At 56.4% G+C, this 23,324-nt stretch carries 23 protein-coding genes; 11 read left to right on the top strand and 12 right to left on the bottom strand.

Features of this window, described 5'->3' with window-relative positions; translation table 11 throughout:
- Nucleotides 1-128: 128 nt before the first annotated feature.
- Entirely contained in the window at nucleotides 129-1,190 is a 1,062-nt protein-coding gene (lptG, locus tag B347_RS0123545) for an LPS export ABC transporter permease LptG (protein ID WP_019412150.1), read from the bottom strand.
- Nucleotides 1,183-2,301, bottom strand: a complete 1,119-nt coding sequence (lptF, locus tag B347_RS0123540; protein ID WP_019412149.1) for an LPS export ABC transporter permease LptF — start codon at nucleotides 2,299-2,301, stop codon at nucleotides 1,183-1,185. Before lptF ends, lptG begins: the two co-directional genes overlap by 8 nt.
- Nucleotides 2,302-2,609: 308 nt before the next feature.
- Between lptF and B347_RS0123535 the strand changes: the two genes are divergently transcribed.
- The 5 genes from B347_RS0123535 to rlmF all read left to right on the top strand — a co-directional run bounded on the left by B347_RS0123535 (nucleotide 2,610) and on the right by rlmF (nucleotide 9,175).
- Complete coding sequence (locus tag B347_RS0123535) at nucleotides 2,610-4,100, top strand: leucyl aminopeptidase (RefSeq protein ID WP_019412148.1); 1,491 nt, start codon at nucleotides 2,610-2,612, stop codon at nucleotides 4,098-4,100.
- A gap of 83 nt (nucleotides 4,101-4,183) precedes the next feature.
- Nucleotides 4,184-4,612, top strand: a complete 429-nt coding sequence (locus tag B347_RS0123530; RefSeq protein ID WP_026014382.1) for a DNA polymerase III subunit chi — start codon at nucleotides 4,184-4,186, stop codon at nucleotides 4,610-4,612.
- A gap of 7 nt (nucleotides 4,613-4,619) precedes the next feature.
- Nucleotides 4,620-5,009 (top strand): hypothetical protein, encoded by a 390-nt coding sequence (locus B347_RS0123525; RefSeq protein ID WP_019412146.1) that lies wholly within the window; start codon nucleotides 4,620-4,622, stop codon nucleotides 5,007-5,009.
- 201 nt (nucleotides 5,010-5,210) lie between these two features.
- A complete protein-coding gene (locus B347_RS0123520) occupies nucleotides 5,211-8,057 on the top strand; it encodes a valine--tRNA ligase (RefSeq protein WP_019412145.1) in 2,847 nt (948 codons plus the stop codon).
- A 98-nt stretch (nucleotides 8,058-8,155) separates the two neighbouring features.
- Nucleotides 8,156-9,175 (top strand): 23S rRNA (adenine(1618)-N(6))-methyltransferase RlmF, encoded by a 1,020-nt coding sequence (gene rlmF / locus B347_RS0123515; protein WP_019412144.1) that lies wholly within the window; start codon nucleotides 8,156-8,158, stop codon nucleotides 9,173-9,175.
- A gap of 156 nt (nucleotides 9,176-9,331) precedes the next feature.
- Here the strand turns inward: rlmF and B347_RS0123510 are convergent, their stop codons facing one another.
- Nucleotides 9,332-9,613, bottom strand: a complete 282-nt coding sequence (locus tag B347_RS0123510) for an HU family DNA-binding protein (protein ID WP_019412143.1) — start codon at nucleotides 9,611-9,613, stop codon at nucleotides 9,332-9,334.
- A gap of 396 nt (nucleotides 9,614-10,009) precedes the next feature.
- On the opposite strand from B347_RS0123510, the gene yejK reads away from it, so the two are divergent.
- Both yejK and B347_RS0123500 read left to right on the top strand, forming a co-directional pair.
- Entirely contained in the window at nucleotides 10,010-11,014 is a 1,005-nt protein-coding gene (yejK, locus tag B347_RS0123505) for a nucleoid-associated protein YejK (RefSeq protein WP_019412142.1), read from the top strand.
- On the top strand, nucleotides 11,014-11,388 hold the full coding sequence (locus tag B347_RS0123500; RefSeq protein WP_019412141.1) for a glutaredoxin family protein: 375 nt from the start codon (nucleotides 11,014-11,016) through the stop codon (nucleotides 11,386-11,388). The genes yejK and B347_RS0123500 overlap by 1 nt, the downstream gene beginning before the upstream one ends.
- A 101-nt stretch (nucleotides 11,389-11,489) precedes the next feature.
- Here B347_RS0123500 and B347_RS0123495 read toward each other — a convergent pair whose 3' ends face one another.
- The 5 genes from B347_RS0123495 to B347_RS0123475 all read right to left on the bottom strand — a co-directional run bounded on the left by B347_RS0123495 (nucleotide 11,490) and on the right by B347_RS0123475 (nucleotide 15,296).
- Complete coding sequence (locus B347_RS0123495; RefSeq protein WP_019412140.1) at nucleotides 11,490-12,416, bottom strand: glutathione S-transferase family protein; 927 nt, start codon at nucleotides 12,414-12,416, stop codon at nucleotides 11,490-11,492.
- Nucleotides 12,417-12,476: 60 nt separating this feature from the next.
- Nucleotides 12,477-12,800 carry a GIY-YIG nuclease family protein gene (locus B347_RS0123490; RefSeq protein ID WP_019412139.1) on the bottom strand — a complete coding sequence of 108 codons (324 nt, stop codon included), beginning with the start codon at nucleotides 12,798-12,800 and terminating at the stop codon, nucleotides 12,477-12,479.
- 9 nt (nucleotides 12,801-12,809) lie between these two features.
- Nucleotides 12,810-13,280, bottom strand: a complete 471-nt coding sequence (locus B347_RS0123485) for a nuclear transport factor 2 family protein (protein ID WP_019412138.1) — start codon at nucleotides 13,278-13,280, stop codon at nucleotides 12,810-12,812.
- A gap of 65 nt (nucleotides 13,281-13,345) precedes the next feature.
- On the bottom strand, nucleotides 13,346-14,647 hold the full coding sequence (locus B347_RS0123480; protein ID WP_026014381.1) for a CynX/NimT family MFS transporter: 1,302 nt from the start codon (nucleotides 14,645-14,647) through the stop codon (nucleotides 13,346-13,348).
- Complete coding sequence (locus tag B347_RS0123475; protein ID WP_019412136.1) at nucleotides 14,637-15,296, bottom strand: FadR/GntR family transcriptional regulator; 660 nt, start codon at nucleotides 15,294-15,296, stop codon at nucleotides 14,637-14,639. The genes B347_RS0123480 and B347_RS0123475 overlap by 11 nt, the downstream gene beginning before the upstream one ends.
- 166 nt (nucleotides 15,297-15,462) lie before the next feature.
- Between B347_RS0123475 and B347_RS0123470 the strand changes: the two genes are divergently transcribed.
- Together B347_RS0123470 and B347_RS0123465 are read left to right on the top strand one after the other, a co-directional pair.
- Nucleotides 15,463-15,771, top strand: coding sequence for a type II toxin-antitoxin system MqsR family toxin (locus B347_RS0123470; protein ID WP_019412135.1), 309 nt, complete (start codon nucleotides 15,463-15,465; stop codon nucleotides 15,769-15,771).
- Nucleotides 15,771-16,247 carry a type II toxin-antitoxin system MqsA family antitoxin gene (locus B347_RS0123465; RefSeq protein ID WP_019412134.1) on the top strand — a complete coding sequence of 159 codons (477 nt, stop codon included), beginning with the start codon at nucleotides 15,771-15,773 and terminating at the stop codon, nucleotides 16,245-16,247. The genes B347_RS0123470 and B347_RS0123465 overlap by 1 nt, the downstream gene beginning before the upstream one ends.
- A 91-nt stretch (nucleotides 16,248-16,338) precedes the next feature.
- Here the strand turns inward: B347_RS0123465 and B347_RS0123460 are convergent, their stop codons facing one another.
- The 4 genes from B347_RS0123460 to B347_RS0123445 form a co-directional block, all read right to left on the bottom strand.
- Nucleotides 16,339-17,103: an amino acid ABC transporter ATP-binding protein gene (locus tag B347_RS0123460; RefSeq protein ID WP_019412133.1), complete on the bottom strand. Its 765-nt coding sequence runs from the start codon at nucleotides 17,101-17,103 to the stop codon at nucleotides 16,339-16,341.
- Between the two features lie 12 nt (nucleotides 17,104-17,115).
- Nucleotides 17,116-18,213, bottom strand: coding sequence for an amino acid ABC transporter permease (locus B347_RS0123455; protein ID WP_019412132.1), 1,098 nt, complete (start codon nucleotides 18,211-18,213; stop codon nucleotides 17,116-17,118).
- Nucleotides 18,214-18,223: 10 nt separating this feature from the next.
- Nucleotides 18,224-19,405, bottom strand: coding sequence for an amino acid ABC transporter permease (locus B347_RS0123450; protein ID WP_019412131.1), 1,182 nt, complete (start codon nucleotides 19,403-19,405; stop codon nucleotides 18,224-18,226).
- A gap of 65 nt (nucleotides 19,406-19,470) precedes the next feature.
- Nucleotides 19,471-20,499, bottom strand: a complete 1,029-nt coding sequence (locus tag B347_RS0123445) for an amino acid ABC transporter substrate-binding protein (protein WP_019412130.1) — start codon at nucleotides 20,497-20,499, stop codon at nucleotides 19,471-19,473.
- A 417-nt stretch (nucleotides 20,500-20,916) separates the two neighbouring features.
- Here B347_RS0123445 and B347_RS0123435 point away from each other — a divergent pair, with 417 nt between their 5' ends.
- The gene (locus B347_RS0123435) at nucleotides 20,917-21,573 is read left to right on the top strand and encodes an alpha/beta hydrolase (RefSeq protein ID WP_019412128.1); all 657 of its coding nucleotides are present in this window, start codon (nucleotides 20,917-20,919) and stop codon (nucleotides 21,571-21,573) included.
- Nucleotides 21,574-21,657: 84 nt separating this feature from the next.
- Entirely contained in the window at nucleotides 21,658-23,148 is a 1,491-nt protein-coding gene (gene rhlB / locus B347_RS0123430) for an ATP-dependent RNA helicase RhlB (RefSeq protein WP_019412127.1), read from the top strand.
- The last annotated feature ends 176 nt before the right edge of the window (nucleotides 23,149-23,324 follow it).

The raw sequence follows: 23,324 nt of genomic DNA, 5'->3' as shown, positions 1-23,324 counted from the left end.
CCCGCCGAAAAATAGCCGGGAATTGTACCTGATCCCTGAGCCAAGCGTCACGTTCACAGGCCAATGGCCTCCCACAAAAAAGCCCCTATCCTGAGATAGAGGCCTTTGATCAGCTAAACGGCAGTTGATCAGCCGGCTCGACGCAACAGCCAGGTCCCGGCCAAGGCACAGATACCTGCTGGCAGTAGCACCGCAAACAACGGCGAGAAGCCAAACACCAAACTGGCTGGCCCCAGCAGGTCCTGGGCGATTTTGAACGCAAACCCCACCAGCACACCGGTAAATACTCGCTGCCCCAAAGTAACAGAACGCAACGGCCCGAAGATGAAAGAAATCGCCATCAAGACAAGCGCCGCAGTCACCAGTGGCTGCAACACCTTGACCCAAAATGCCAGCCAGTAGCGGCCGTTACTCAGACCCTGATCTTTCAAGTAGTGGATGTAGCCCCACAGCCCGGAGATCGACAGTGCATCTGGCGCCATGACCACGGTACTGAGCAATTCTGGACTCAAGGAAACGTCCCAGCGCTCCTCGGGCGTGTTAATGACTTCAGTGCTGCGGTCATGGAAAACCGTGGTCGCCACTTCGCCCAATTGCCAGTGATCCTGTTCGAAGGTGGCCTTCTTGGCAAAACTCGCGGACAGCAGATGACGCTCTTTATCGAAGCGATAACGGGTCACGCCCAGCAATTTGCCATCAGGCTGCACCGCGTTGATGTGGATGAACTCATCACCTTCACGGTGCCACATACCATGCTTGGAGCTTTGCGCATCACCGCCGCCCTGCGCCAAGGCACGGTTAGCTTGAGCCACAGATTCAGTGGCAGGCGCTAGGTATTCCCCAATCAGAATACCGGCCAGCATCAAGACCAGCATGGGCTTCATGACCGCCCAGACGATACGACTGGTGGACACACCTGCCGCACGCATGATGGTCAATTCACTATTGCTCGCTAGGCTGCCCAAGCCAATCAGACAGCCAATCAGTGCCGCCACCGGCAACATCTCATAGAGGCGTCGCGGAGCTGTGAGCACTACAAAACTGAGCACATCCATCATGGTGTAGCTGCTGGAGATGTTCTTCATCTCATCGATGAATGCGAACAGCGACGCCAACCCTAAAATAATCCCGGATACGGCCAAGATCGCCAAAAACACACTTTTGCCAATATAGCGATCGAGCTTAACCATGAGCCAGCTCCTTCACGCTGCGGCGACTCGCCAATTTCAAGCGCAACGGCTCCCAGTAAAACAACAGCAGGCCAATGATCAAGAACAGGCCATGTACCCACCACAGACCCAGCGTCGGTGAAATGTTGCCTTTTTCAAGGGCCCCACGTACCAGGATCAAAGCGGTCACATAACCCAAATAGAGAAGAATGGCAGGCAACAGTTTGAGGAAGCGCCCCTGCCGCGGGTTGACGCGAGACAGCGGGACGGCAATCAACGTCACGATAAAGACCAGCAGCGGCATGGAAATACGCCACTGCAATTCAGCAATCGCGCGTACGTCGGTACTGCCCATAAGACTGCTGGTGGGCATCGCGTCACGATCTGTCACTTCATTGCTGACTTCAGGCTTAGGCAGCAGCACGCCATAAGTGTCGTACTTGATGGCGCGATAGTCCGCCAACCCTGGGTTACCGTCATAGCGGTAGCCGTCGTCCAGAATCAACCAGCGACTGCCGTCCGGACGCACTTCCTGACGCCCTTTTGCGGCGACCAGAATCGAAATACTGCGGTCCTTGGCATCTTGGCCGAGGTTCTTTTGACTGATAAACACCCCACCCAAATGAGAGCGGTCATTCGTCAGCTCTTCGGTATAGGTCACACGCGAGCCATCGTTCAAGGTCTGAAAACGACCCGGCTCCAGGGTATCGAACTCGGTCAGGGCATCTTGCTTGTTCAACAGCAGTTGAAACTGCGTCGCCCCCTGTGGCGCAAGGCTTAGGCTCAACCAAGCAACGATCAGCGCCACAATAGTGGCCGGGAACAGGGTAATGCCCAGCAAGCGCTGCTGACTCATGCCCGTAGCCGACAACACTGTCATTTCGCTCTCGAGGTACATGCGCCCGTACGACAGAAGAATGCCCAGAAACAGCCCCAAAGGGAGGATCAGTTGCATAAAACCTGGCAGACGAAAGCCCATGATGATGAACAACGAGCTTGGATCCAGAGCGCCAGAGGCAGCCTGAGCCAGATATTTGATGAAGCGACCGCTCATGATGATGACCAGCAGCACAGCGCTGACAGCGCTCAATGTAAGCAGGACTTCGCGGGATAGATAACGGAAGACGATCAAACCAGACACTCCAGGGGTCGTCAGGCTAAGGCGGCCAAACAAACGGCATAACGAGTCGGCACACGCTCATGCAGATGAGCCTAGCCGTTTAAAAAGATGGCGCATTATCCTGTGAATGACCGCGCCTGTCACTGCGCATGCTAACCCAAGGCTTTAAAGCGCTGATCGAGGGTTGTCAGGCTCGGCCGACGAGGTTCAAACTGCCCGCCTTGACGCCCGCCTGAACCACAGGTGAAGCGCTTCATCTTTTAAGCAAGCAAACAACACCGTTTGTGCGCACGTTGACCATTTGATTCAGGGACCCGGACATGGAACTGGTTGTAAAAAGCGTCAGCCCAGAAACGTTGAAAACGGCCACTCTCGTGGTTGCCATCAGCGAAGGCCGCAAACTCGGCCCTACTGCTAAAGCCATCGACGAGCTCACCGGTGGCGCCATAACCGCCGTGCTCAAGCGTGGCGACATCGCTGGAAAAACCGGCCAAAGCCTGTTGCTGCACAACCTGCCAAACCTCAAAGCCGAACGCGTGCTGTTGCTCGGCACGGGCAAAGACGAAGCACTGGGCGACCGCCCTTTGCGCAAGATCATCAGCGGCGCGCTGAGCGTACTGAAAGGTCTGGGTGGCAGCGATGCCGTGTTCGCACTCGACGAATTGGTAGTCAAAGGTCGCGACAGCTACAGCAAAACCCGTTTGTTGGCTGAAACCTTGATCGACGGCGAATACACCTTCGACCGCTTCAAAAGCCAGAAAGCCGAACCTCGCGCCCTGAAGAAAATCACCTTGTTGACCATCAAGGCAGCCCAGGCCGAAGTCCAGCGCGCAGTGACCCATGCACACGCCATTGCCAGCGGCATGTCGTTCACCCGCGACCTGGGCAACCTGCCGCCAAACATCTGCCACCCGGTTTTCCTGGCCGAACAAGCCAAGGAACTGGGCAAGGAATTCAAAGGCCTTAAGGTCGAGATTCTTGACGAGAAGAAAATCAAGGAACTAGGCATGGGCGCGTTCTACGCGGTCGGCCAGGGCAGCGACCAGCCGCCACGCCTGATCGTGATGAACTACGCAGGCGGCAAGAAATCCGAGAAACCGTTTGTACTGGTCGGCAAAGGCATCACCTTCGACACCGGCGGCATCAGCCTCAAGCCGGGCGCTGGCATGGATGAAATGAAGTACGACATGGGCGGTGCAGCCAGCGTGTTCGGCACCTTGCGGGCAGTCCTTGAGCTCAAACTGCCGATCAACCTGGTGTGCATCCTGGCGTGTGCCGAGAACATGCCAAGCGGCGGCGCAGCCCGTCCGGGCGACATCGTGACCACCATGAGCGGTCAAACAGTTGAAATCCTCAACACCGACGCCGAAGGCCGTCTGGTGCTGTGCGATGCCCTGACCTACGCAGAACGCTTCAAGCCACAGGCGGTGATCGACATTGCCACCCTGACCGGCGCATGCATGGTCGCTCTGGGCGCCCACACCTCGGGCCTGATGGGCAACAACGACGAACTGATCGGCCAACTGCTGGAAGCCGGCAAACAAGCTGACGACCGCGCCTGGCAATTGCCGTTGTTCGACGAATACCAAGAGCAACTGGACAGCCCGTTTGCCGACATGGCCAACATTGGCGGCCCTAAAGGCGGCGCTATCACCGCAGGTTGCTTCTTGTCGCGCTTTGCCAAGGCCTACCACTGGGCTCACCTAGACATCGCTGGCACCGCATGGGTCAGCGGCGGCAAGGACAAAGGCGCCAGTGGCCGCCCTGTGCCTCTGCTGACGCAGTACCTGCTAGACCGCGCCAACGCTTGAAACTGACAATCGATGGCGGCGCTGCTTAAGGGCGGCGCTGCCCCGATTCAGGAACCGTAATGACCTCAGAATTAAATGAAGAGCTGACCAAGGTCGACTTTTACATCCTACCCAGCGCAGAACCCTCGGCGCGGCTGGACTTCGCCTGCAAACTCACTGAAAAAGCCTGGCGCCTTGGGCATCGTGTGTACCTGCATTGCAGCGACGCGGCGCAACGCCAAGACCTGGATGAACGCCTATGGCGCTTCAAAGGCGAAAGCTTCGTGCCCCACAGCAACACAGAAGACCAACCGGATGGTGTGATTGTCATGGGCCTCACCGATGCTCCGGCCAGCCATCAGGACTTACTGATCAACCTGGACCTTAAAGTTCCCGAATTCTTCAAACGCTTCGCCCGCGTGGCCGAGGTTGTGGTCGAAGACCCCGCCGTTCGACTGGCCGCACGGGAGAGTTTCCGCTTCTACCGTGAACACGGCTATCCTCTGCAAGACCACAAGTTACAACGACTCTGAGCACACGATGGATACCTCCAACTCGCCGCAAAAAGCCGCACACCTGCTTGACGATCTCGAGTCGATTCGCCAACTGCTCGGCGATGACGGCCTGCAACCGCCGCTATTGACTGAGATGGTGGGCGATGGTGGCGCACAGATTCCGTTGCTGTCGGATGTCATCGACGACACGGTCGAGCCCGAATCCGAACCTGCACAAATACCATTGGTCGGCATTGCCCCAGCGCCCACCACTGAAAAAGCCCCGGACGCACTCTTAGTGCACTTGGACAAAGAACTGCGCACGGCAGCGCAAGCGATCATGCAAGACGTGATCAACGACTTCGCCCCCCACATAGAAACCGAGATCAAGCGCCGCCTTGATGCACACATGGAACGCCTGCTGGCGCAGCGGTAGAGCAGCAGCGGCAAGCGTTAAGTTTCAAGCGGCAAGAGAGGTTGCATAAAGCAGCTGCAAGCGCCAAGCCTCAAGCTGCAAGAGGGGTTGCGCGCCCCGCAGCACTTGCTCCTCCTTGTAGCTTGCAGCTAGAAACTTGCAGCTGCCGAAGGCTATACTTCCCGGCTTTCCTGAATTAATGCCAATAGGGTCCCGCCGCGCATGGATAAGACCTACCAGCCGCACGCCATTGAAACTTCCTGGTACAAAACCTGGGAAGAAGAGAATTATTTTGCCCCGCAAGGCGCGGGTGACCCGTACACCATCATGATCCCGCCGCCGAACGTCACCGGCAGCCTGCACATGGGTCACGGTTTTAACAACGCGATCATGGACGCCTTGATCCGTTTCCGCCGCATGCAGGGTCGCAATACCCTGTGGCAGCCGGGCACCGACCATGCCGGTATCGCCACCCAAATGCTGGTTGAGCGTCAGATCGAAGCACAAGGTCTGAACCGCCACGACTTGGGTCGCGAAAAATTCCTCGACAAAATCTGGGAATGGAAAGAGCAATCAGGCGGCAACATCAGCCGTCAGATCCGTCGTCTGGGTTCGTCCGTAGACTGGAGCCGCGAGCGCTTCACCATGGACGACGGCCTGTCGGACGCGGTGAAAGAAGCCTTTGTACGCCTGCACGAAGACGGCCTGATCTATCGCGGCAAGCGCCTAGTTAACTGGGACACCAAACTGCACACCGCTATTTCCGATCTTGAAGTGGAAAACCACGACGAGAAAGGTTTCCTGTGGAACCTGCGCTACCCGCTAGCTGACGGCGCCAAGACCGCTGAAGGTCTGGACTACCTAGTCGTTGCAACGACCCGTCCAGAAACCATGCTCGGTGACGCTGCTGTCGCGGTAAACCCAGAAGACGAACGCTATAAAGCCCTGATCGGCAAATTCGTTGAGCTGCCGTTGATTGGCCGCCGCATCCCGATCATCGCGGACGACTACTGCGACCCTGAATTCGGCACCGGCTGTGTGAAAATCACCCCGGCTCACGATTTCAACGACTACGAAGTCGGCAAGCGCCACAACCTGCCGTTGCTGAACATCTTCGACAAAAACGCAGCCGTTTTGCCTGCCGCTCAGGTGTTCAACCTTGATGGCACGCTGAATGAGTCCGTCGACGGTACCCTGCCAGCCAAATACGCGGGCTTGGACCGCTTCGAGGCGCGCAAGCAAATCGTTGCCGACTTTGATGAAGCCGGGCTGCTGGTCAGCGTCGACGACCACGCTCTGAAAGTACCGAAGGGCGACCGCTCGGGCACCGTCATTGAGCCGTGGCTGACCGACCAGTGGTACGTATCGACCAAACCGCTGGCAGAACCTGCCATCGCCGCTGTCGAAGACGGCCGTATTGCGTTCGTTCCAAAACAGTACGAAAACATGTATTTCTCGTGGATGCGCGACATCCAAGACTGGTGCATCAGCCGTCAACTGTGGTGGGGCCACCGGATTCCGGCCTGGTACGACGAGTCGGGCAAGGTCTACGTAGGCCGCGACGAAGCCGAAGTACGCGCCAAGCACAACCTGGGGCCAGATGTTGCGTTGCAGCAAGACAACGACGTACTAGACACCTGGTTCAGCTCCGGCCTATGGACATTCTCCACCTTGGGCTGGCCACAAAAGACCGAAGCGCTGAAGACTTTCCACTCCACTGACGTGCTGGTCACCGGTTTCGACATCATTTTCTTCTGGGTTGCCCGGATGATCATGCTCACCATGCACTTGGTGAAGAACGAAGACGGCACCCCGCAAGTTCCGTTCAAGACCGTGTATGTGCATGGTCTGGTACGTGACGGTCAGGGCCAGAAGATGTCCAAGTCCAAGGGCAACGTCCTGGACCCGCTAGACATCATCGACGGTATCGAACTCGAAGACCTGGTGGCCAAACGCACCAGCGGCCTGATGCAGCCAAAACTGCTGAAGAAGATCGAGAAGCAGACCCGTGACGAATTCGCAGACGGCATCGCCAGCTACGGCACCGACGCCCTGCGCTTCACGTTCTGCTCGCTGGCCTCCACCGGCCGCGACATCAAGTTCGACATGGGCCGTGTTGAAGGCTATCGCAACTTCTGCAACAAGATCTGGAACGCCGCACGTTACGTGCTGGACAAGGGCGAAGACTGCGGCCAAAACGGCGAAGCCTACGAACTGTCGCTGGCTGATCGCTGGATCATCTCGCAGTTGCAACGCACCGAAGCCGAAGTGACCCGTCACCTCGACCAGTTCCGCTTCGACCTGGCTGCACAAGCCCTGTACGAGTTCATCTGGAACCAGTATTGCGACTGGTACCTGGAACTGTCCAAGCCTGTGCTGTGGGACGAAAACGCGCCGGTTGAACGCCAGCGCGGCACTCGCCGCACGCTGGTTCGCGTTCTAGAAGTAGCCTTGCGCTTGGCGCACCCGTTCATGCCGTTCATCACCGAAGAAATCTGGCAGCGCATCGCGCCGCTGGCCGGGGTTGAAGGCAAGACCATCATGCTGCAACCGTGGCCAGTGGCAAACGAAGCGCGCATCGACCAGGCTGCCGAAGACGACATCGAATGGCTGAAGGGCTTGATGCTCGGCACGCGTAACATCCGTGGCGAAATGAACATCGGCCCGGGCAAACCGTTACAGCTGTACCTGAAAAACGTCAGCAGCGAAGACCAGCGCCGTTTGACCGAGAACGATGCCTTGCTGAAAAAGCTGGCTAAACTCGAATCGATCACCGTGCTGCAAGATGGCGCCGAAGCTCCACTGTCCGCTACCGCTCTGGTTGGCGAGATGGAAGTGCTGGTGCCAATGGCGGGCCTGATCGACAAAGATGCAGAGTTGGCGCGCCTGGACAAGGAAATCCAGCGCTTGCACGGCGAAGTGGCCCGCGTAGGCGGAAAACTGTCGAACGCCGCGTTCGTTGACAAGGCTCCGGCTGAAGTCATCGACAAGGAACGCGCCAAATTGGCCGAGGCCGAACAGGCCTTGAGCAAATTGGCTGACCAGCACGCGCGGATTTCCAGCCTGTAAAAACGCTGCGCACCTGATCGCGGGCAAGGACGCTCCCGCAGGGCTTAACCCTGCTGGGGCGGCCTTGCCCGCGATTGCTTTTGTGGAATGAATTGAACATGACAACCCCACGTACGTCCAAAGCCACACGCCACAAACCTAAGACCGCCAGCGAGAGCACGCCGGTCGAACCGCGCGTAAAGCCCAGCCTGCACCCGCGCAACCGCCATCAGGGCCGTTACGACTTTGCACAACTGATTTCGGTCTGCCCTGAGCTGGCCGAGTTTGTGATCATCAACCCGTACGGCAAAGAGAGCATCGACTTCGCCAACCCAAGTGCTGTGCGCGTATTCAACCGCGCCCTGCTCAAGGCGTTCTACGGGATTGCGCACTGGGACATTCCGGCTGACTACCTGTGCCCGCCGGTCCCTGGCCGCGCCGATTACGTACACTTTCTGGCTGATTTGCTAGCCAACATGAACGATGGCGAGATTCCGCGCGGCTCAAACGTGCGCGTGCTGGACATCGGCATGGGTGCCAACTGCGTCTACCCGCTGATCGGCCACAGCGAATACCGCTGGCAGTTCCTCGGCACTGAAGTCGATCCGACAGCGGTTAAAGCCGCCAAGGCAATTGTGCAGTCAAACAGCCTGAACAAAGCCATCAGTCTGCGCCTGCAACCTAATCCTCAGAAGATCCTGCTGGACATCTTAGAAAGCAGCGAACGTTTCGACCTGACGATGTGCACCCCGCCGTTCCACGCCTCGCTGGACGAAGCCACGCGCGGCAGCGAGCGCAAATGGCGCGCGCTGGGCAAGGCTGATCCCAAGCGCAAACTGCCGGTGCTGAACTTTGGTGGCCAGGCGGCCGAATTGTGGTGCGAAGGCGGCGAGCAACGCTTTGTGACCCAATTGATACGTGAAAGCGTACAGGTTGGCCGTCAGGTGCTGTGGTTCAGCGTGCTAGTGTCCAAGGCCTCCAACTTACCGGCCATTCAAACAGCACTGAAAAAAGCCGGTGCGCGTGAAAGTCAGGTCGTCGAAATGTCCCAAGGCAACAAGCAAAGCCGCTTTGTAGCTTGGACCTTCCACGACAAAGACCAGCAGCAGATGTGGCGCGAAAAGAACTGGGCGAAGTGAATTCGAGCTACAAGCTTCAAGCGGCACGCCTCAAGTTAAAAGCAGTCTGCTTTTACTTGTAGCTTGAAGCTTCTCGCTTGCAACTCGCAGCTTCGCTGCGCCCATAAAAAAACCGCGCTTCGGATCACTCCGAGGCGCGGTTTTTTTAATGCGTTCTTACTTGTTAACAGCGTCAGTCAGGCCTTTAGCCACAACGAGCTTGATAACTTTTTTGGCAGCGATTTCGATGGCAGCGCCAGTCGAAGGGTTACGGCCAGTACGGGCAGGACGCTCAGTCACTTTCAGTTTGCCAATACCTGGCAGAGTGATTTCGCCGCCATTTTCCAGCTGATCAGCAACGATTTGACCCAGTTGGTCCAGCAGAGCACGCACGGTAGTTTTCGGTGCGTCTACAGCTTCAGCCAGATCAGCGATCAGTTGGTCTTTAGTAATAGCCATTGAGATGTTCCTTCCCTATCAAATTCATTTGGTTTGCAAAGTGCAAGGTCAGCTATCGAGCCAGAAATCGTGGGTCTGGCACGCCCGTTTGCTTTCACGACGAATCGCGGATGTAGAGTGCTAAAACGGAGTTTGGTTCGACCTGACACAGGCTGAATGCATGCTTTACGCCGTTACCCAGCGCAAGACCGGGCAAAACTAGCACAGAGACGGCCAAATATCCGCCTCTACCTAGCCATTTGGTCAGCTTTATCGCCTTAAAAGCGTAAAAAAACCCTCTACCCCGTCCATCACCGCCCTAAACACGGTACGAAGACTGCTCTGGGCCTCAGGTGCGGTACACTTGGCGCTTTTCCGGGCGCGCGCCCTCCCCGCTCATTATTCGCCGAGAAGCCCATGCCGATCCGTCATTGCATCGTCCATTTAATTGATAAAAAACCCGACGGTACGCCCGCTGTTCTCCACGCTCGAGACTCCGAATTGGCCGAGTCCCAGGCCATCGAGAACATGCTCGCAGACCTGAACGAAAGCTATAACGCCAAACAAGGTAAAGCGTGGGGCTTTTTCCATGCTGAGTCCGGCGCGCATCCCTTCAGCGGTTGGCTCAAGGAATACCTAGATGGCGGCACCGATTTCACCGCCTTCAGCCGTGTAGCCGTGGAACACCTGCAAAAGCTGATGGAAGAATCCAACCTGTCGGTGGGCGGTCACGTACTGTTTGCGCATTACCAGCAAGGCATGACCGACTACCTGGCCATCGCGCTGCTGCACCACAGCGACGGCGTGGCAGTTAACTCGCAACTGGACGTAACGCCTTCACGCCACTTGGATCTGGGGCAATTGCACCTGGCCGCGCGCATCAACCTCTCCGAGTGGCAGAACAACAAGCAGTCCAAGCAGTACATTTCTTTTATCAAAGGCAAGAACGGCAAAAAGGTCTCTGAGTACTTCCGCGACTTTATCGGCTGCCAGGAAGGCGTCGACGGCCCTGGCGAAACCCGCACGCTGCTCAAAGCCTTCAGTGACTTTGTTGAAAGCGAAGATCTGCCCGAAGAATCTGCCCGCGAAAAAACCAAGACCTTGGTCGATTACGCCAGCAGCCAGGCCAAGATCGGTGAACCGATGGGGCTGGAAGCGTTGTCCGAACTGATCGACGAAGAGCGCCCAAAAGCGTTTTACGACCACATCCGCAATAAGGACTATGGCTTGTCGCCTGAAATCCCGGCAGATAAACGCACCCTGAACCAGTTCCGCCGCTTCACAGGGCGCGCTGAGGGCTTGTCTATCAGCTTTGAAGCTCACCTGCTGGGCTCCAAGGTGGAATTTGACGAAGAAGCCGGTACGCTCGTCATCAAAGGCCTGCCGACCCAACTGCTCGACCAGCTCAAGCGCAACAAATAATGCTGCACGGCATCCTGAAGAAAGTCCTGTTTGTTCTGGTGGTTGTGGTCGTTTTTCAGAACTGGGGCAAGATCGAGCGGCTGCTCAACCCCTCAGACGCTGTGCCCGAGCAAACCCGAGCCAGCGCCCGGGTGGTGCTGTATGCCACCGAGTGGTGCGGCTACTGCAAGGCGACACGGCGCTTTCTGGATCAGAAAGGCATACCGTTCAAAGAGTTTGATATCGACAAGGATCCCGCCGCCCGTCAGGCCTATGAGGCGCTGGGTGGCCGCGGGATTCCGATACTGGACGTGAATGGCACATTGCTCCGGGATTTCAACCCGGATGCTATCTTGGCGGCGCTAAACACTGCTGCTCACTTACGCGCTAGGTAGGACCAGCTGTAGGCGCGAGCGTGCTCGCAATCTTTTAAAAGATCAAAAGATCGCAAGCACGCTCGCGCCTACAAGGTCTGCTGTCGCTCTGGTGAAAAATATCACCCTTCAATGCGAAAGCCGATCCGTGGAAAGTGCACATGCACAATCCCGACTCGCGGGTCTTCACGGCGCACTACAATTTCTTCTGACCCTACGTGCACCAATTCACCTTCAACCGGATCTACTCCATAGTCGGTCGCAGAAACGGTCACGCGCTGACCTTGAGCCAACCCGCACTGCGTATCAAATTTTGGTAAATCAACGGGTTCAGCATGTTTGGCAACGTCCAGCGCTTGCTCGGCGGTCATGTCGATCGGTGTGCCCTGACCAACATCCAGCACCCGCGCCAACCAAGCTGCCACCGCGGGATACGTATCCACTAGCGGCGCCGTGACCGGCGTGGCTTTCAGGAACCACAGCGGGTGTGCCAGCGCAAAGTCGGCAACCGAAGCTTCACCAAACAAGTAGTCACCCTGCTCGTGCTGCAATTGCTGCTCGAGTCGCGCCATGATCACTGGCCATTGCAACTTGGCTTGTTCCAGCGGCAAACGGGTCGCACTGCCACCGCTAAACAATCCCGCGCGATCAGCCATGAATGCCTTGACCCCTTCTGGCGGCAGTCTGGCAAAACGCACAGCCACCGATTCAGGCTGAAAGACCAAACTCACTGCGTGCTGAAACACCACCGAGTCAGCCCACGCCGCAAACGCACTCACCACCATTTCTTTGCCGAGAGGAAACAATACCGGCGCCGATTTTTCTTGCTCCAAGCGCCGGGCAATCAACGCCGTGTCGCAATAAATATCCGCCCCCACTTGCAGCACCGGTGTTTTGCGATAACCACCGGTCAAGGCCATCAAATCAGGTTTTGGCATCATCGCCGGGATGTGAACTGAGTGCCACGAAAGCCCTTTGAAGCCCAGCAACAGGCGAGCTTTATGGGCGAAAGGAGACGTTGCGTAATGATGAAGAATCAACTCAGACATTCAATAATCCGCCAGACGTATGTGAGCCCGCAGCATAGCGCAATTGAAAACCCGGTTAGTTCAGTTCTGAGTACTGAGTACTGAGTACTGAGCACCTTGGCTTTGCACCAGGCACTCTTTAGCGCTTTTTTTAAGTTTTTTAATCAGCCGTTCCTGACGCAACGCTTCACGTTTGTCCGGCCAAGACTCGACATAAACCAAGGCAACGGCAGGGCTTGAAGCGAAGAAACGCGCGCCCTTACCGGTCTGATGCTTTGTAAAACGTCGCGCCGGGTCATCACTGATCCCGCAATACAGCGAACCATTGGCCGCACGCACTAAATACACAAACCAGGGTTTGGCCCCTTGAACCGTGGCCTCTGAGGATTCACTTACGCCCGTCACAGTTAATCCTTAACGCCCAGCCTGAAAGGCTTTGAGGCCTTTTTTTGCCTGAGCCCGAATGGCGTTTTGCACAAGCGGCGTCCATCCCAGCAATACCCCTTTGGTGCCCAACGCCTGACGCGACCAACGCCACAAGTCGAAGTGGTCGTGGTGCTCGCAAATTTTGCCGTCACGAAACACAAAGCGGGCCTGAATATCGTTGATCACGATATTCCCGGTCTGGCTGAACAAATAGGTCGCAACCCAATGCGCACTGCCGCGCTGCGTGTCAGCCTGAACCTGATCAAACGTCAGGCTGAAGTCCTTGGCGCGTGACGTCAGCATGCGCCACATATCGGTGGCTTCGTGGCCACGCAGTTCGCCAAAAACCGGATCGCTGAACAGTACGTCGTCGGTGTAACACTCGCCCATGGCGTGTGCATCCAACTGCTGAAAAGCCTGGTAAAAGCGAGTAATCAACGCGTGATGGTCTTGGCTCATGGCGAGGTCCGTGCGGTTATTAATCCCTGCACGATAATCTGCAATGAGCCGAAACACTATGCGCTTTAAATCTTCTCGCTCTGCACGTTCACATACAATGCCCGTCCGGCACCAAGACCGGCAACGATGGCGCACAGGCCAATCACCGCAAAAATCCAGCCCACCGCATTCCAGCCGCCCGTCACTTCATGCACCACACCCACAGCCAGCGGCCCCAGCGAGGCCACGGTGTAGCCAATCCCTTGAGCCATGCCCGACAAGTTGGCAGCCACATGGGCATCGCGTGAACGCAGCACAATCAAGGTTAACGCCAGGCTGAACGTCCCGCCTTGCCCCAGCCCCAACACAATCGCCCAGCCCCACAAGCCATCCAACGGGGCGTACAGACAACCAAACAGGCCTGCCAACGTCATGCACATGACCAGCACAATCGCCAGTCGTTGATCTTTGCCACGCGTCGCCAGCCAGGGGGCACTCAACGCCGTGGCCAATTGCACGATCACCGAGCCCGACATCACCAGCCCGGCTTGAGTCGGGGTCAGGCCTCGGCCAATGAGGATTGAAGGCAACCAACCAAAAACGATGTAAGACAACGAAGATTGCAGGCCCATGTAGAAGGTCACTTGCCAAGCCAGCGGATCACGTAGCAGGCCCCGCACCCGGTAGGACACGTTATGCGCGCCTTGACGCTTGCCCACCTGCGGCAGCCAGAAAATGACCGCCAATACAGCAGGCAACGCCCAAAACCCCAGACCTAACGCCCAACTGTCACCCAAGTAATGGCTCAACGGCACTGTTGCACCCGCTGCCAGTGCAGCTCCCAGACACAACGCCATGGTGTAGACGCCAGTCATGGTGCCAGCATGCCCGGCAAAATCGCGCTTGATAATACCCGGCACCAATACGCCGATCACCCCAATGCTGGCGCCCGCCAAAATACTCCCGGCAAACAGCCCTACTTCGCCTAGGCAACTGCGCAACACAATCGCCCCGCCCAGTAACAGAAGAATCCCAAGTACCACCCGCTCAGTCCCAAAACGCCGAGCCAGAATAGGCGCCAAAGGTGCAAACAGCCCCAGGCACAGCACGGGCAATGTGGTCAGCAAACCGGCTTGCGCGGCTGACAATCCCAAGCGGTCCGACACTTCGCCGAGTAGCGGCGCCACGCTCGACAATGCTGGGCGAAGGTTCAGAGCCACCAGCACCAGCCCTAACAGCAGCAACCATGGACGCAATACGACCGGCGGCGTCTGTTGCACCTGTTCGTCGTCAGCTTCAGCGTCGATCAGCAGTTCTTCCAGTTCGTCCAAATGGCGAACAGCTTCGGTCGAGGGATGGTTCATGGCCTTCTCCGGTTCAAGGTTCATTGATCAACGTCCGGCAAAGCGTCATAGCCCGCTGTGGGTCTTGTTGTTCGACGGCGTCCAGCAATTCGACGTGCAGATCAAACACCCGTTGGCGCCGTGGCTGAACGTCCATGGTGTTGCGCAAATGATGGGTAAACACACTGGCGCTGTAGCGGTACAACTCGCTCAAGGCTGGATTGTGCGCGGCGTCAATCAAGCGCTGATGAAACAGCAAGTCACAGCAAATATAGGTATCGAGTTCGCCGTGATAATGCTCGCCACTGACGTCGAGCGCCTCATGCAGGCGCCGCAAGTCTTCATCGGTGCGACGCAAAGCCGCCAGCCCAACGGCTTCGACTTCCAGGATATGGCGCAACTCGCGGCCCTGCTCCAGCGAACAGGATGACAGCGCCCGCAGCGTGTCCATCGGATCGATCCGCCCGCGCAGATAACTGCCATCGCCCTGGCGAATATCAATCAAGCCGGCAAACGCCAGTACCCGCATGGCCTCACGCACCGTGTTACGGCTGATGTTCAGTTGTGTCGCCAACTCGGGCTCGGTCGGCAGGCGCTGACCCACCTCCCAAGTACCGCTGTTGATACGGGCGCGCAGTTGCTCAAGGGCCTGATCGACCAGCGAGCGTTTTATCAGCGGGGAAACGTCTGTCATGTAATTCACCTTTTCATCCAATCATAGGATGAATTTTCCGACATGTTAGTTAGCGCCTTGCGCAAGAGCAATCAACTACAGATTAAAGGGCCCACTTAAACGACTAACAAAACGTTGAATAAAAAACCCTTAAAGGGTAATTTAAGGCATATCGAGGCAGCCTCTTATGGAAAAGAAAACACCTCACTACAACCTTCAGTGCATCCAGGGTGACGTGCGCCGACTGGGTGCAGTGGCGTTTACCAAAAGCGCACTGGATGGTGGACGAACCCTCGGTTTAACGCTCGCGCAAATGTTGCGGGTGATAGCCGCTTTAGAATGCCGGACGCTGTACAAATCGATGTCAACTTACGCAGACCCTAAAGTCTGGCAAGACGTCTACCACGCCCAAGCCTACGGATTCGCCATCTATATCAAGGTGACTTATCGCCCCAGTGGAGGGCCACCAGTAATTGCCTTCAAGGAAAAAGACTGATGAGCAAACATACTTGCTACACCTGTGGCGCGCCCGACGCGATGCACCCGTTCAAGGGACGCGATTTCAGTGTGAGTTTCAAACAATTGGCCCGCCGCGTGCATAACCTAGCGGGCCATGAATGCCGCGAATGTGCTGAGGTCGAATTCGATGCACCCAGCGCTGAGCGTTATGCCCAAGCGGGTGATGAACTGATCGAGGATGCCAAGCAGGTCATGGCGGACGAGATGAAACGGATTCGACGCAAATTGCATTTCACTCAAAAAAGCGCCGTGCAATGGCTGTCAGGCGGCGGCCACAATGCATTCAGTCGTTATGAGCGGGCCGAAGTAGAGCCTCCCAAGCCGCTGTTTGTACTGATGCGCTTGCTTGACCGCCACCCGGAACTGGTTCAGGAGTTGCAGGCAATCAACGAATGCGCAGACATCAACGCGCTGCTGGTTCAAAAGCAACAACAGCGCGAACAAGCCCGCTAACCCCTTGTAGAAGCAGTCGATCGACGCTCGATTGCTCGCGATCTTTTGATTTTTAAAAGCTCGCACCTACAAGGCGATGCAGCCTATGGCATCAATGCAAGATCTGATTCAGGAACAGTTTGGTCCGGTCGTTTTGCGGGTTATCGAAGAAGTCATTCGGTGCGGCTTGCTCGACGATTTCACCCTTGTCCATAAAGATCACGCGATTAGCCACGGTTCGGGCAAAGCCCATTTCGTGGGTCACGCAGAGCATGGTCATGCCGTCTTCTGCCAAACCAATCATAGTATCGAGCACTTCTTTCACCATTTCCGGATCCAGCGCTGAGGTCGGTTCGTCAAACAGCATGATTTTGGGTTTCATGCACAGTGCACGGGCAATCGCCACACGCTGTTGCTGACCACCGGACAACTGCCCCGGAAACTTATGTGCCTGCTCCGGAATACGCACGCGCTCCAAATAGTGCATGGCGATTTCTTCGGCTTGGCGCTTGGGCATCTTGCGCACCCACATCGGTGCCAACGTACAGTTTTGCAGAATGGTCAAATGCGGGAACAAGTTGAAGTGCTGAAACACCATGCCGACTTCGCGGCGCACGGTTTCGATCTGTTTGATGTCGTTGGTCAACTCCACACCATCGACCACAATGCGCCCTTGCTGGTGTTCTTCAAGGCGATTCAGGCAACGAATGGTGGTCGATTTACCCGACCCCGAAGGCCCGCACAACACAATCCGTTCGCCTGGTTGCACGTTCAGGTTGATGTCCTTGAGCACGTGAAACTGGCCATACCACTTGTTAACGCCCTGCATCTGAATAATGCCTTCAGGGCTAGCAGGCTTTTTGATTGCTTCACTCATATCCAACTCCTACTAACGCTTGTGGCCAGTGTCCAGCTTGCGCTCCAGATGTATGGAGTAGCGGGACATACCAAAACAGAAAATCCAGAACACCAAGGCCGCAAACACATAGCCTTCGGTCGCCATGCCGAGCCAGGTCGGGTCGGCAGCGGCTTGCTTGACGCTATTGAGCAGATCAAACAGGCCGATGATGATCACCAAGCTGGTGTCCTTGAACAGGGCAATAAAGGTGTTCACGATGCCGGGGATCACCAGCTTCAGGGCTTGCGGCAAGATCACCAGCCCCATGCTGCGCCAATAGCCCAGCCCCATCGCGGCGGCTGCTTCGTACTGGCCTTTGGGGATGGCCTGCAAACCACCGCGCACCACTTCAGCCACATACGCCGACTGGAACAAAATCACCCCAATCAAGGCCCGCAGCAGCTTGTCGAAGTTCATGCCCTCGGGCAGAAACAACGGCAGCATCACCGACGACATAAACAGCACCGTGATCAGCGGCACGCCGCGCCAGAACTCAATGAAGGTCACGCACACCACGCGAATCGCCGGCATGTTCGAACGTCGTCCCAGCGCCAGTAAGATGCCCAGCGGCAACGCACCCGCGATGCCCACGGTGGCAATCACCAGGGTCAGCATCAAGCCGCCCCATTGGCTGGTCGCGACGTTGCTCAGCCCCCAGTAGCCGCCGTGCAACAGGCTGTACGCCAGAATCGGGTACACCACCAAAAAGCTCAGGCCGTAAATGGCCTTGTGCTTGAAGCGCGCAATAAACAGCGGTGCGATACCAATGACGGCTAACCAGACGGTCAGGTCGACACGCCAGCGCAGTTCACGCGGGTAATAGCCGTACATGAACTGCCCAAAACGTTGTTGGATGAACACCCAACAGGCGCCATCCTTGGTGCAGTCGGCCCGGGTGCTGCCAACCCAATTGGCGTCAAATATCGCCCAGCTCAGCAATGGCGGCACAATCAGCCAGATCAGGTAAAAGGCAAACAGCGTTAATAAGGTATTGAGCCAACTGGAAAACAGATTGGCCCGAGCCCAAGCAACGATGCCGATGCGGTTACCCGGCGGCGGCATGTCAGGTTTGAAAACATGAGTCGTCATAGTCGCGTCCTCATCGCTCGATCAGCGCTATGCGCGTGTTGTACCAATTCATCAGCAGCGAAATGCTGATGCTGATCGCCAGGTAAACGCTCATGGTGATGGCGATGACCTCAATCGCTTGCCCGGTCTGGTTCAGGACCGTGCCGGCAAACAGTGAAACCATTTCCGGATACCCGATGCCCGCCGCCAGCGACGAGTTTTTCACCAGGTTGAGGTATTGGCTGGTCAGCGGCGGAATAATCACCCGCAGGGCTTGTGGAATGATGACCTTGCGCAGCGTCGGCCCGGGGCGCAGCCCCAGAGAGCGGGCCGCTTCGGTCTGGCCATGGCTGACCGACTTGATGCCCGAGCGCACGATTTCGGAAATAAACGCCGCCGTATACACCGTCAATGCAATGGTCAACGCCAGCAGTTCCGGGATCAGCACCCAGCCACCGACAAAGTTAAAGCCCTTAAGCTCGGGCATTTCCCAATGCACTGGCGCGCCAAAAATCAGCGCGCATGCCCCAGGAATCACCAGCAGCAACCCCAACCCAGCCCAGAATTTATGAAACGGTACGCCGGTGGCCTCAAAGCGTTTATTGGCCCAACGCGCCATCACCAGCACTGCCACAATCGCCAGCACCACACTGATCACAAACGGCCAGAATGCTTCGGAGCCAATGGCAGCTGGCATGTTCAGGCCACGGCTACTCATATAAAAGGTGTCGGCAAAATTATGGCTATTACGTGGCCCCGGCATGGTCAGAAAGACCGCGAAGTACCAGAACAGGATTTGCAGTAGCGGAGGAATATTGCGAAAAATCTCGACATACACCGTCGCCAGCTTGTTGATCATCCAGTTCGACGAGAGCCGTGCCACGCCGATGATAAAGCCCAGAATGGTCGCCAGGACGATACCGATAACCGACACCAGCAAGGTGTTCAGTAACCCGATCACAAAGACCCGCGCATAACTGTCGGATTCGGTGTAATCAATCAAATGCTGCGCAATACCAAAGCCTGCGCTGCGTTCAAGAAAGTCAAAACCGGACGTAATGCCTCGGTGTTGCAGGTTGGTCTGAGTATTGTTGAACAGATACCAACCCATAAAGACCACCAACCCGACGGTGATGATCTGAAATAACCACGCACGCACACGTGGATCGCTGAGGCTCAGCCTCTGCTTGGGTGCGCCGACTTTAGTCTGCATGAAGTGCCCCTGAAAAAAGGAATCAAAACTTCACCCGGTGGTTGGCCCACCGGGTGACAGGGCTATCAGCGCACAGGGGGTGCGTATTGAATGCCGCCGTTGTTCCACAGGGCGTTAAGGCCACGGTCGATGGCAAGCGGGGTGCTCTTGCCGAGGTTTTTCTCGAAGACTTCGCCGTAGTTACCGACTTGGCTGACGATCTGAACGACCCAGTCCTTAGGCAGTTTCAGATCTTTACCGTATTCACCGTCTGCACCCAACAAACGAGCAACGTCAGGGTTTTTGGTCGATTTGGCTTCAGCCACAACGTTTTTAGAGGTAATGCCCGCTTCTTCAGCGTTGAGCATGGCGAACAGCGTCCACTTAACGATGCTGAACCAGTCTTCATCACCCTTACGCACCACTGGGCCCAACGGTTCTTTCGAGATGGTTTCCGGCAGCACCACGTAGTCGTTCGGGTTAGCCAGTTTGCTGCGCTGTGCATAAAGCTGCGATTTGTCGGAGGTCAACACATCGCAACGGCCGCTTTCCAGCGACTTGGCGCTTTCATCAGACGTATCGAAAGTGATCGGGGTGTATTTCAGATTATTAGCGCGGAAGTAATCAGAAACGTTGAGTTCGGTGGTTGTCCCGGCCTGAATGCAGATGGTCGCGCCATCCAGTTCCTTGGCGCTTTTTACGCCCAACTTGTTGTTGACCAAAAAGCCAACGCCGTCGTAATACGTCACCCCAGCAAACACTAGCCCCATGCCCGCGTCGCGAGAGCTGGTCCAAGTGGTGTTACGCGACAGCACGTCAACTTCGCCCGATTGCAGCGCGGTAAAACGCTCTTTGGCGTTCAACTGGCTGAATTTGACCTTAGTCGCATCGCCAAACACAGCAGCGGCTACGGCGCGGCAAATATCAGCATCAATCCCCAGAATTTTGCCGTCTTTGTCAGGAACCGAAAAACCCGGTAAGCCATCACTGACGCCACACTGCACAAAACCCTTCTTTTTTACGCCATCCAATGTCGCGCCGGCATGAGCAAAACCAGTAACGCTCAAAACGACTGCTGCGGTGGCCAGGGCCAGGGTGGATTTCAACTGCTTCATTCAAACCTCCAGTGCTGCTTTTTTGTGTTTGAACAAGACCCGCCGCCCCCTTGTGAGGCACTGTTGACCCGTGTTGGCTTTTTGTTGGGTCAAGCGGCATAAGTCTTGAGCGATAGGTGTATCGCACGACTCTTCAAACCGAAGCGCTCACGTGAGCTATTGAATTCCTTGTCTAACTTCATCTGTCTGATTTTGCTGTCCCTCATCCGGCAGTTGCCTGTTAGTGTTACCGCCGAAGGTGAACCTGCTAACGTCCCTGTCCACATAGCAAAGCCCGTACCACTGCGGCGGATTAATCGATTGAATATGGTTTTCCGGCAGAAACGTTCAAGCAGGCGACATCTTCGGTAATTTTCAAACGAACACGCACCTTAATCGCGCGCACACTCAGCGCGAACGCCCAACGATGGAGCATCCATGACCGAACCTCTGATCATTCACCCCCCAAAGACCGCAGACGCTTGTGTTATCTGGCTTCACGGCTTGGGCGCCGATCGTTATGACTTCTTGCCGGTGGCTGAAGCGTTGCAAGAGTCGTTAGAGACCACACGCTTTGTTTTGCCCCAAGCACCGACCCAGCGAGTGACCATTAATGGCGGATGTAAAATGCCAAGTTGGTACGACATCAAGGCCATGAGCCCTGCTCGTTCAATCAGTGAGGAGGAGCTAAACCAATCGGCAGACACGGTCATTGAGTTGATCGAAGAACAGAAGAGGGCCGGAATAGACGCCAGCCGAATTTTTCTCGCTGGTTTTTCCCAAGGCGGCGCCGTGGTTTTCCATACCGCCTATCTAAAATGGCAGGGCGCATTGGGTGGCGTACTTGCCCTCTCCACCTACGCCCCAACCTTCAGTAATGAATTGCAATTGTCTGCCAGCCAGCAACGGACACCTGCTTATTGTCTGCACGGCCAATACGACGATGTCGTCCAAAACTCTATGGGCCGCACCGCTTATGAGCACTTGAAGCGTTTGGGTGTGGACGTTACATGGCAGGAATACCCAATGGGGCACCAAGTGTTACCTGAGGAAATCCATGACATCGGTAGTTGGCTGGCCAAACACCTAGGCTAAAAACGAAACATCCTGCCGTTAACTACGCCGAGCACGCGACTTGCATTACACTGCCCGGCGTACACTCCTTAACCAACTGATGAGATGACCGTGCTCAAAGCACTCAAAAAAATATTCGGAAAAAGCGAGGCTGAGCCGCTCGCGCCAGTGTCCATGACACCTCCCAGCAGCCCCAGCGCGCGCACCGACGCGCAACAGCCTGACCGTTCTGCACCTGCACAAGCCGCGGTGACCACGCCCGCCGCCTCGCCCGCGCCAGCACCTGCGCGTATCGAAAAACCCAACGCTGCAAAACCACGGCGTGAAGCGGCCCCCAAACCGCCAGTCATTCCTTGGAAACTCGAAGATTTTGTTGTTGAGCCACAAGAAGGCAAAACCCGCTTTCACGATTTCAAACTCACCCCCGAACTGATGCACGCCATCCAAGACCTAGGCTTCCCGTATTGCACGCCGATTCAGGCGCAAGTGCTGGGCTACACCCTGAGCGGACGCGACGCCATTGGCCGTGCCCAGACTGGGACCGGCAAAACCGCTGCGTTCCTAATCTCGATCATCAGCCAGTTGACCCAAACCCCACCGCCCAAAGAACGCTACATGGGCGAGCCGCGGGCACTGATCATCGCGCCAACCCGCGAACTGGTGGTGCAGATTGCCAAAGACGCTGCCGACCTGACCAAGTACACCGACCTCAACGTCATGACGTTTGTGGGCGGCATGGACTTCGACAAACAGCTCAAACAACTGGAAGCGCGACATTGCGACATTTTGGTGGCCACACCGGGCCGTCTGCTGGACTTCAACCAGCGCGGCGAAGTGCACTTGGACATGGTCGAAGTGATGGTGCTGGACGAAGCTGACCGCATGCTCGACATGGGCTTCATCCCGCAAGTGCGCCAGATCATTCGTCAAACCCCGCCAAAAGCCGAGCGTCAAACACTGCTGTTCTCCGCGACCTTCACCGAAGACGTGATGAACCTGGCCAAACAATGGACCACTGACCCGGCCATCGTTGAAATCGAAGCGCAAAACGTCGCCAACGAACTGGTTGAGCAACACGTGTATGCGGTCGCGGGTGCAGACAAATACAAATTGCTGTTCAACCTGGTGAACGACAACGGCTGGGAACGCGTCATCGTGTTCGCCAACCGCAAAGACGAAGTGCGCCGCATCGAAGAGCGCCTGGTGCGAGACGGCATCAATGCCGCCCAACTGTCAGGCGACGTGCCCCAGCACAAACGCATCAAAACCCTCGAAGGCTTCCGCGAAGGAAAAATCCGCGTACTGGTTGCGACCGACGTTGCTGGGCGCGGAATCCACATCGACGGCATCAGCCACGTGATCAACTTCACCCTGCCCGAAGTGCCGGATGACTACGTGCACCGCATTGGCCGTACAGGCCGCGCGGGTGCGAGTGGCGTGTCCATCAGCTTTGCCGGTGAAGACGACTCGTACCAGTTGCCGTCCATCGAAACGTTGCTGGGCCGTAAAATCAGTTGCGAAACACCGCCGACTGAACTGCTGCGGCCGGTGGTGAAAGCGGTGCGTAAGCCGTTTGATTCGGGTCAGACGGTTTAAGCCGTCGACCTGCGACGTCTACCCTGGAGCGAGTTTGCACGATCTCTGAAAATCAAAAGATCGCGAGGCAAGCTCGCTCCTACCCACATGACTGAGCATCAGACTCAGCCGTTGTATCCCTCTGCGAAAAAGTGACCTTGTAGTAATCAAACAAACTCTGGCCTTCGCTCATAGCC

This window comes from Pseudomonas psychrophila HA-4 (assembly GCF_000282975.1).
Classification (GTDB): Bacteria; Pseudomonadota; Gammaproteobacteria; order Pseudomonadales; family Pseudomonadaceae; genus Aquipseudomonas; species Aquipseudomonas psychrophila_A.
Note: the sequence above shows the minus strand (reverse complement) of the source record. Positions and strands in the feature narration are given on the sequence as shown.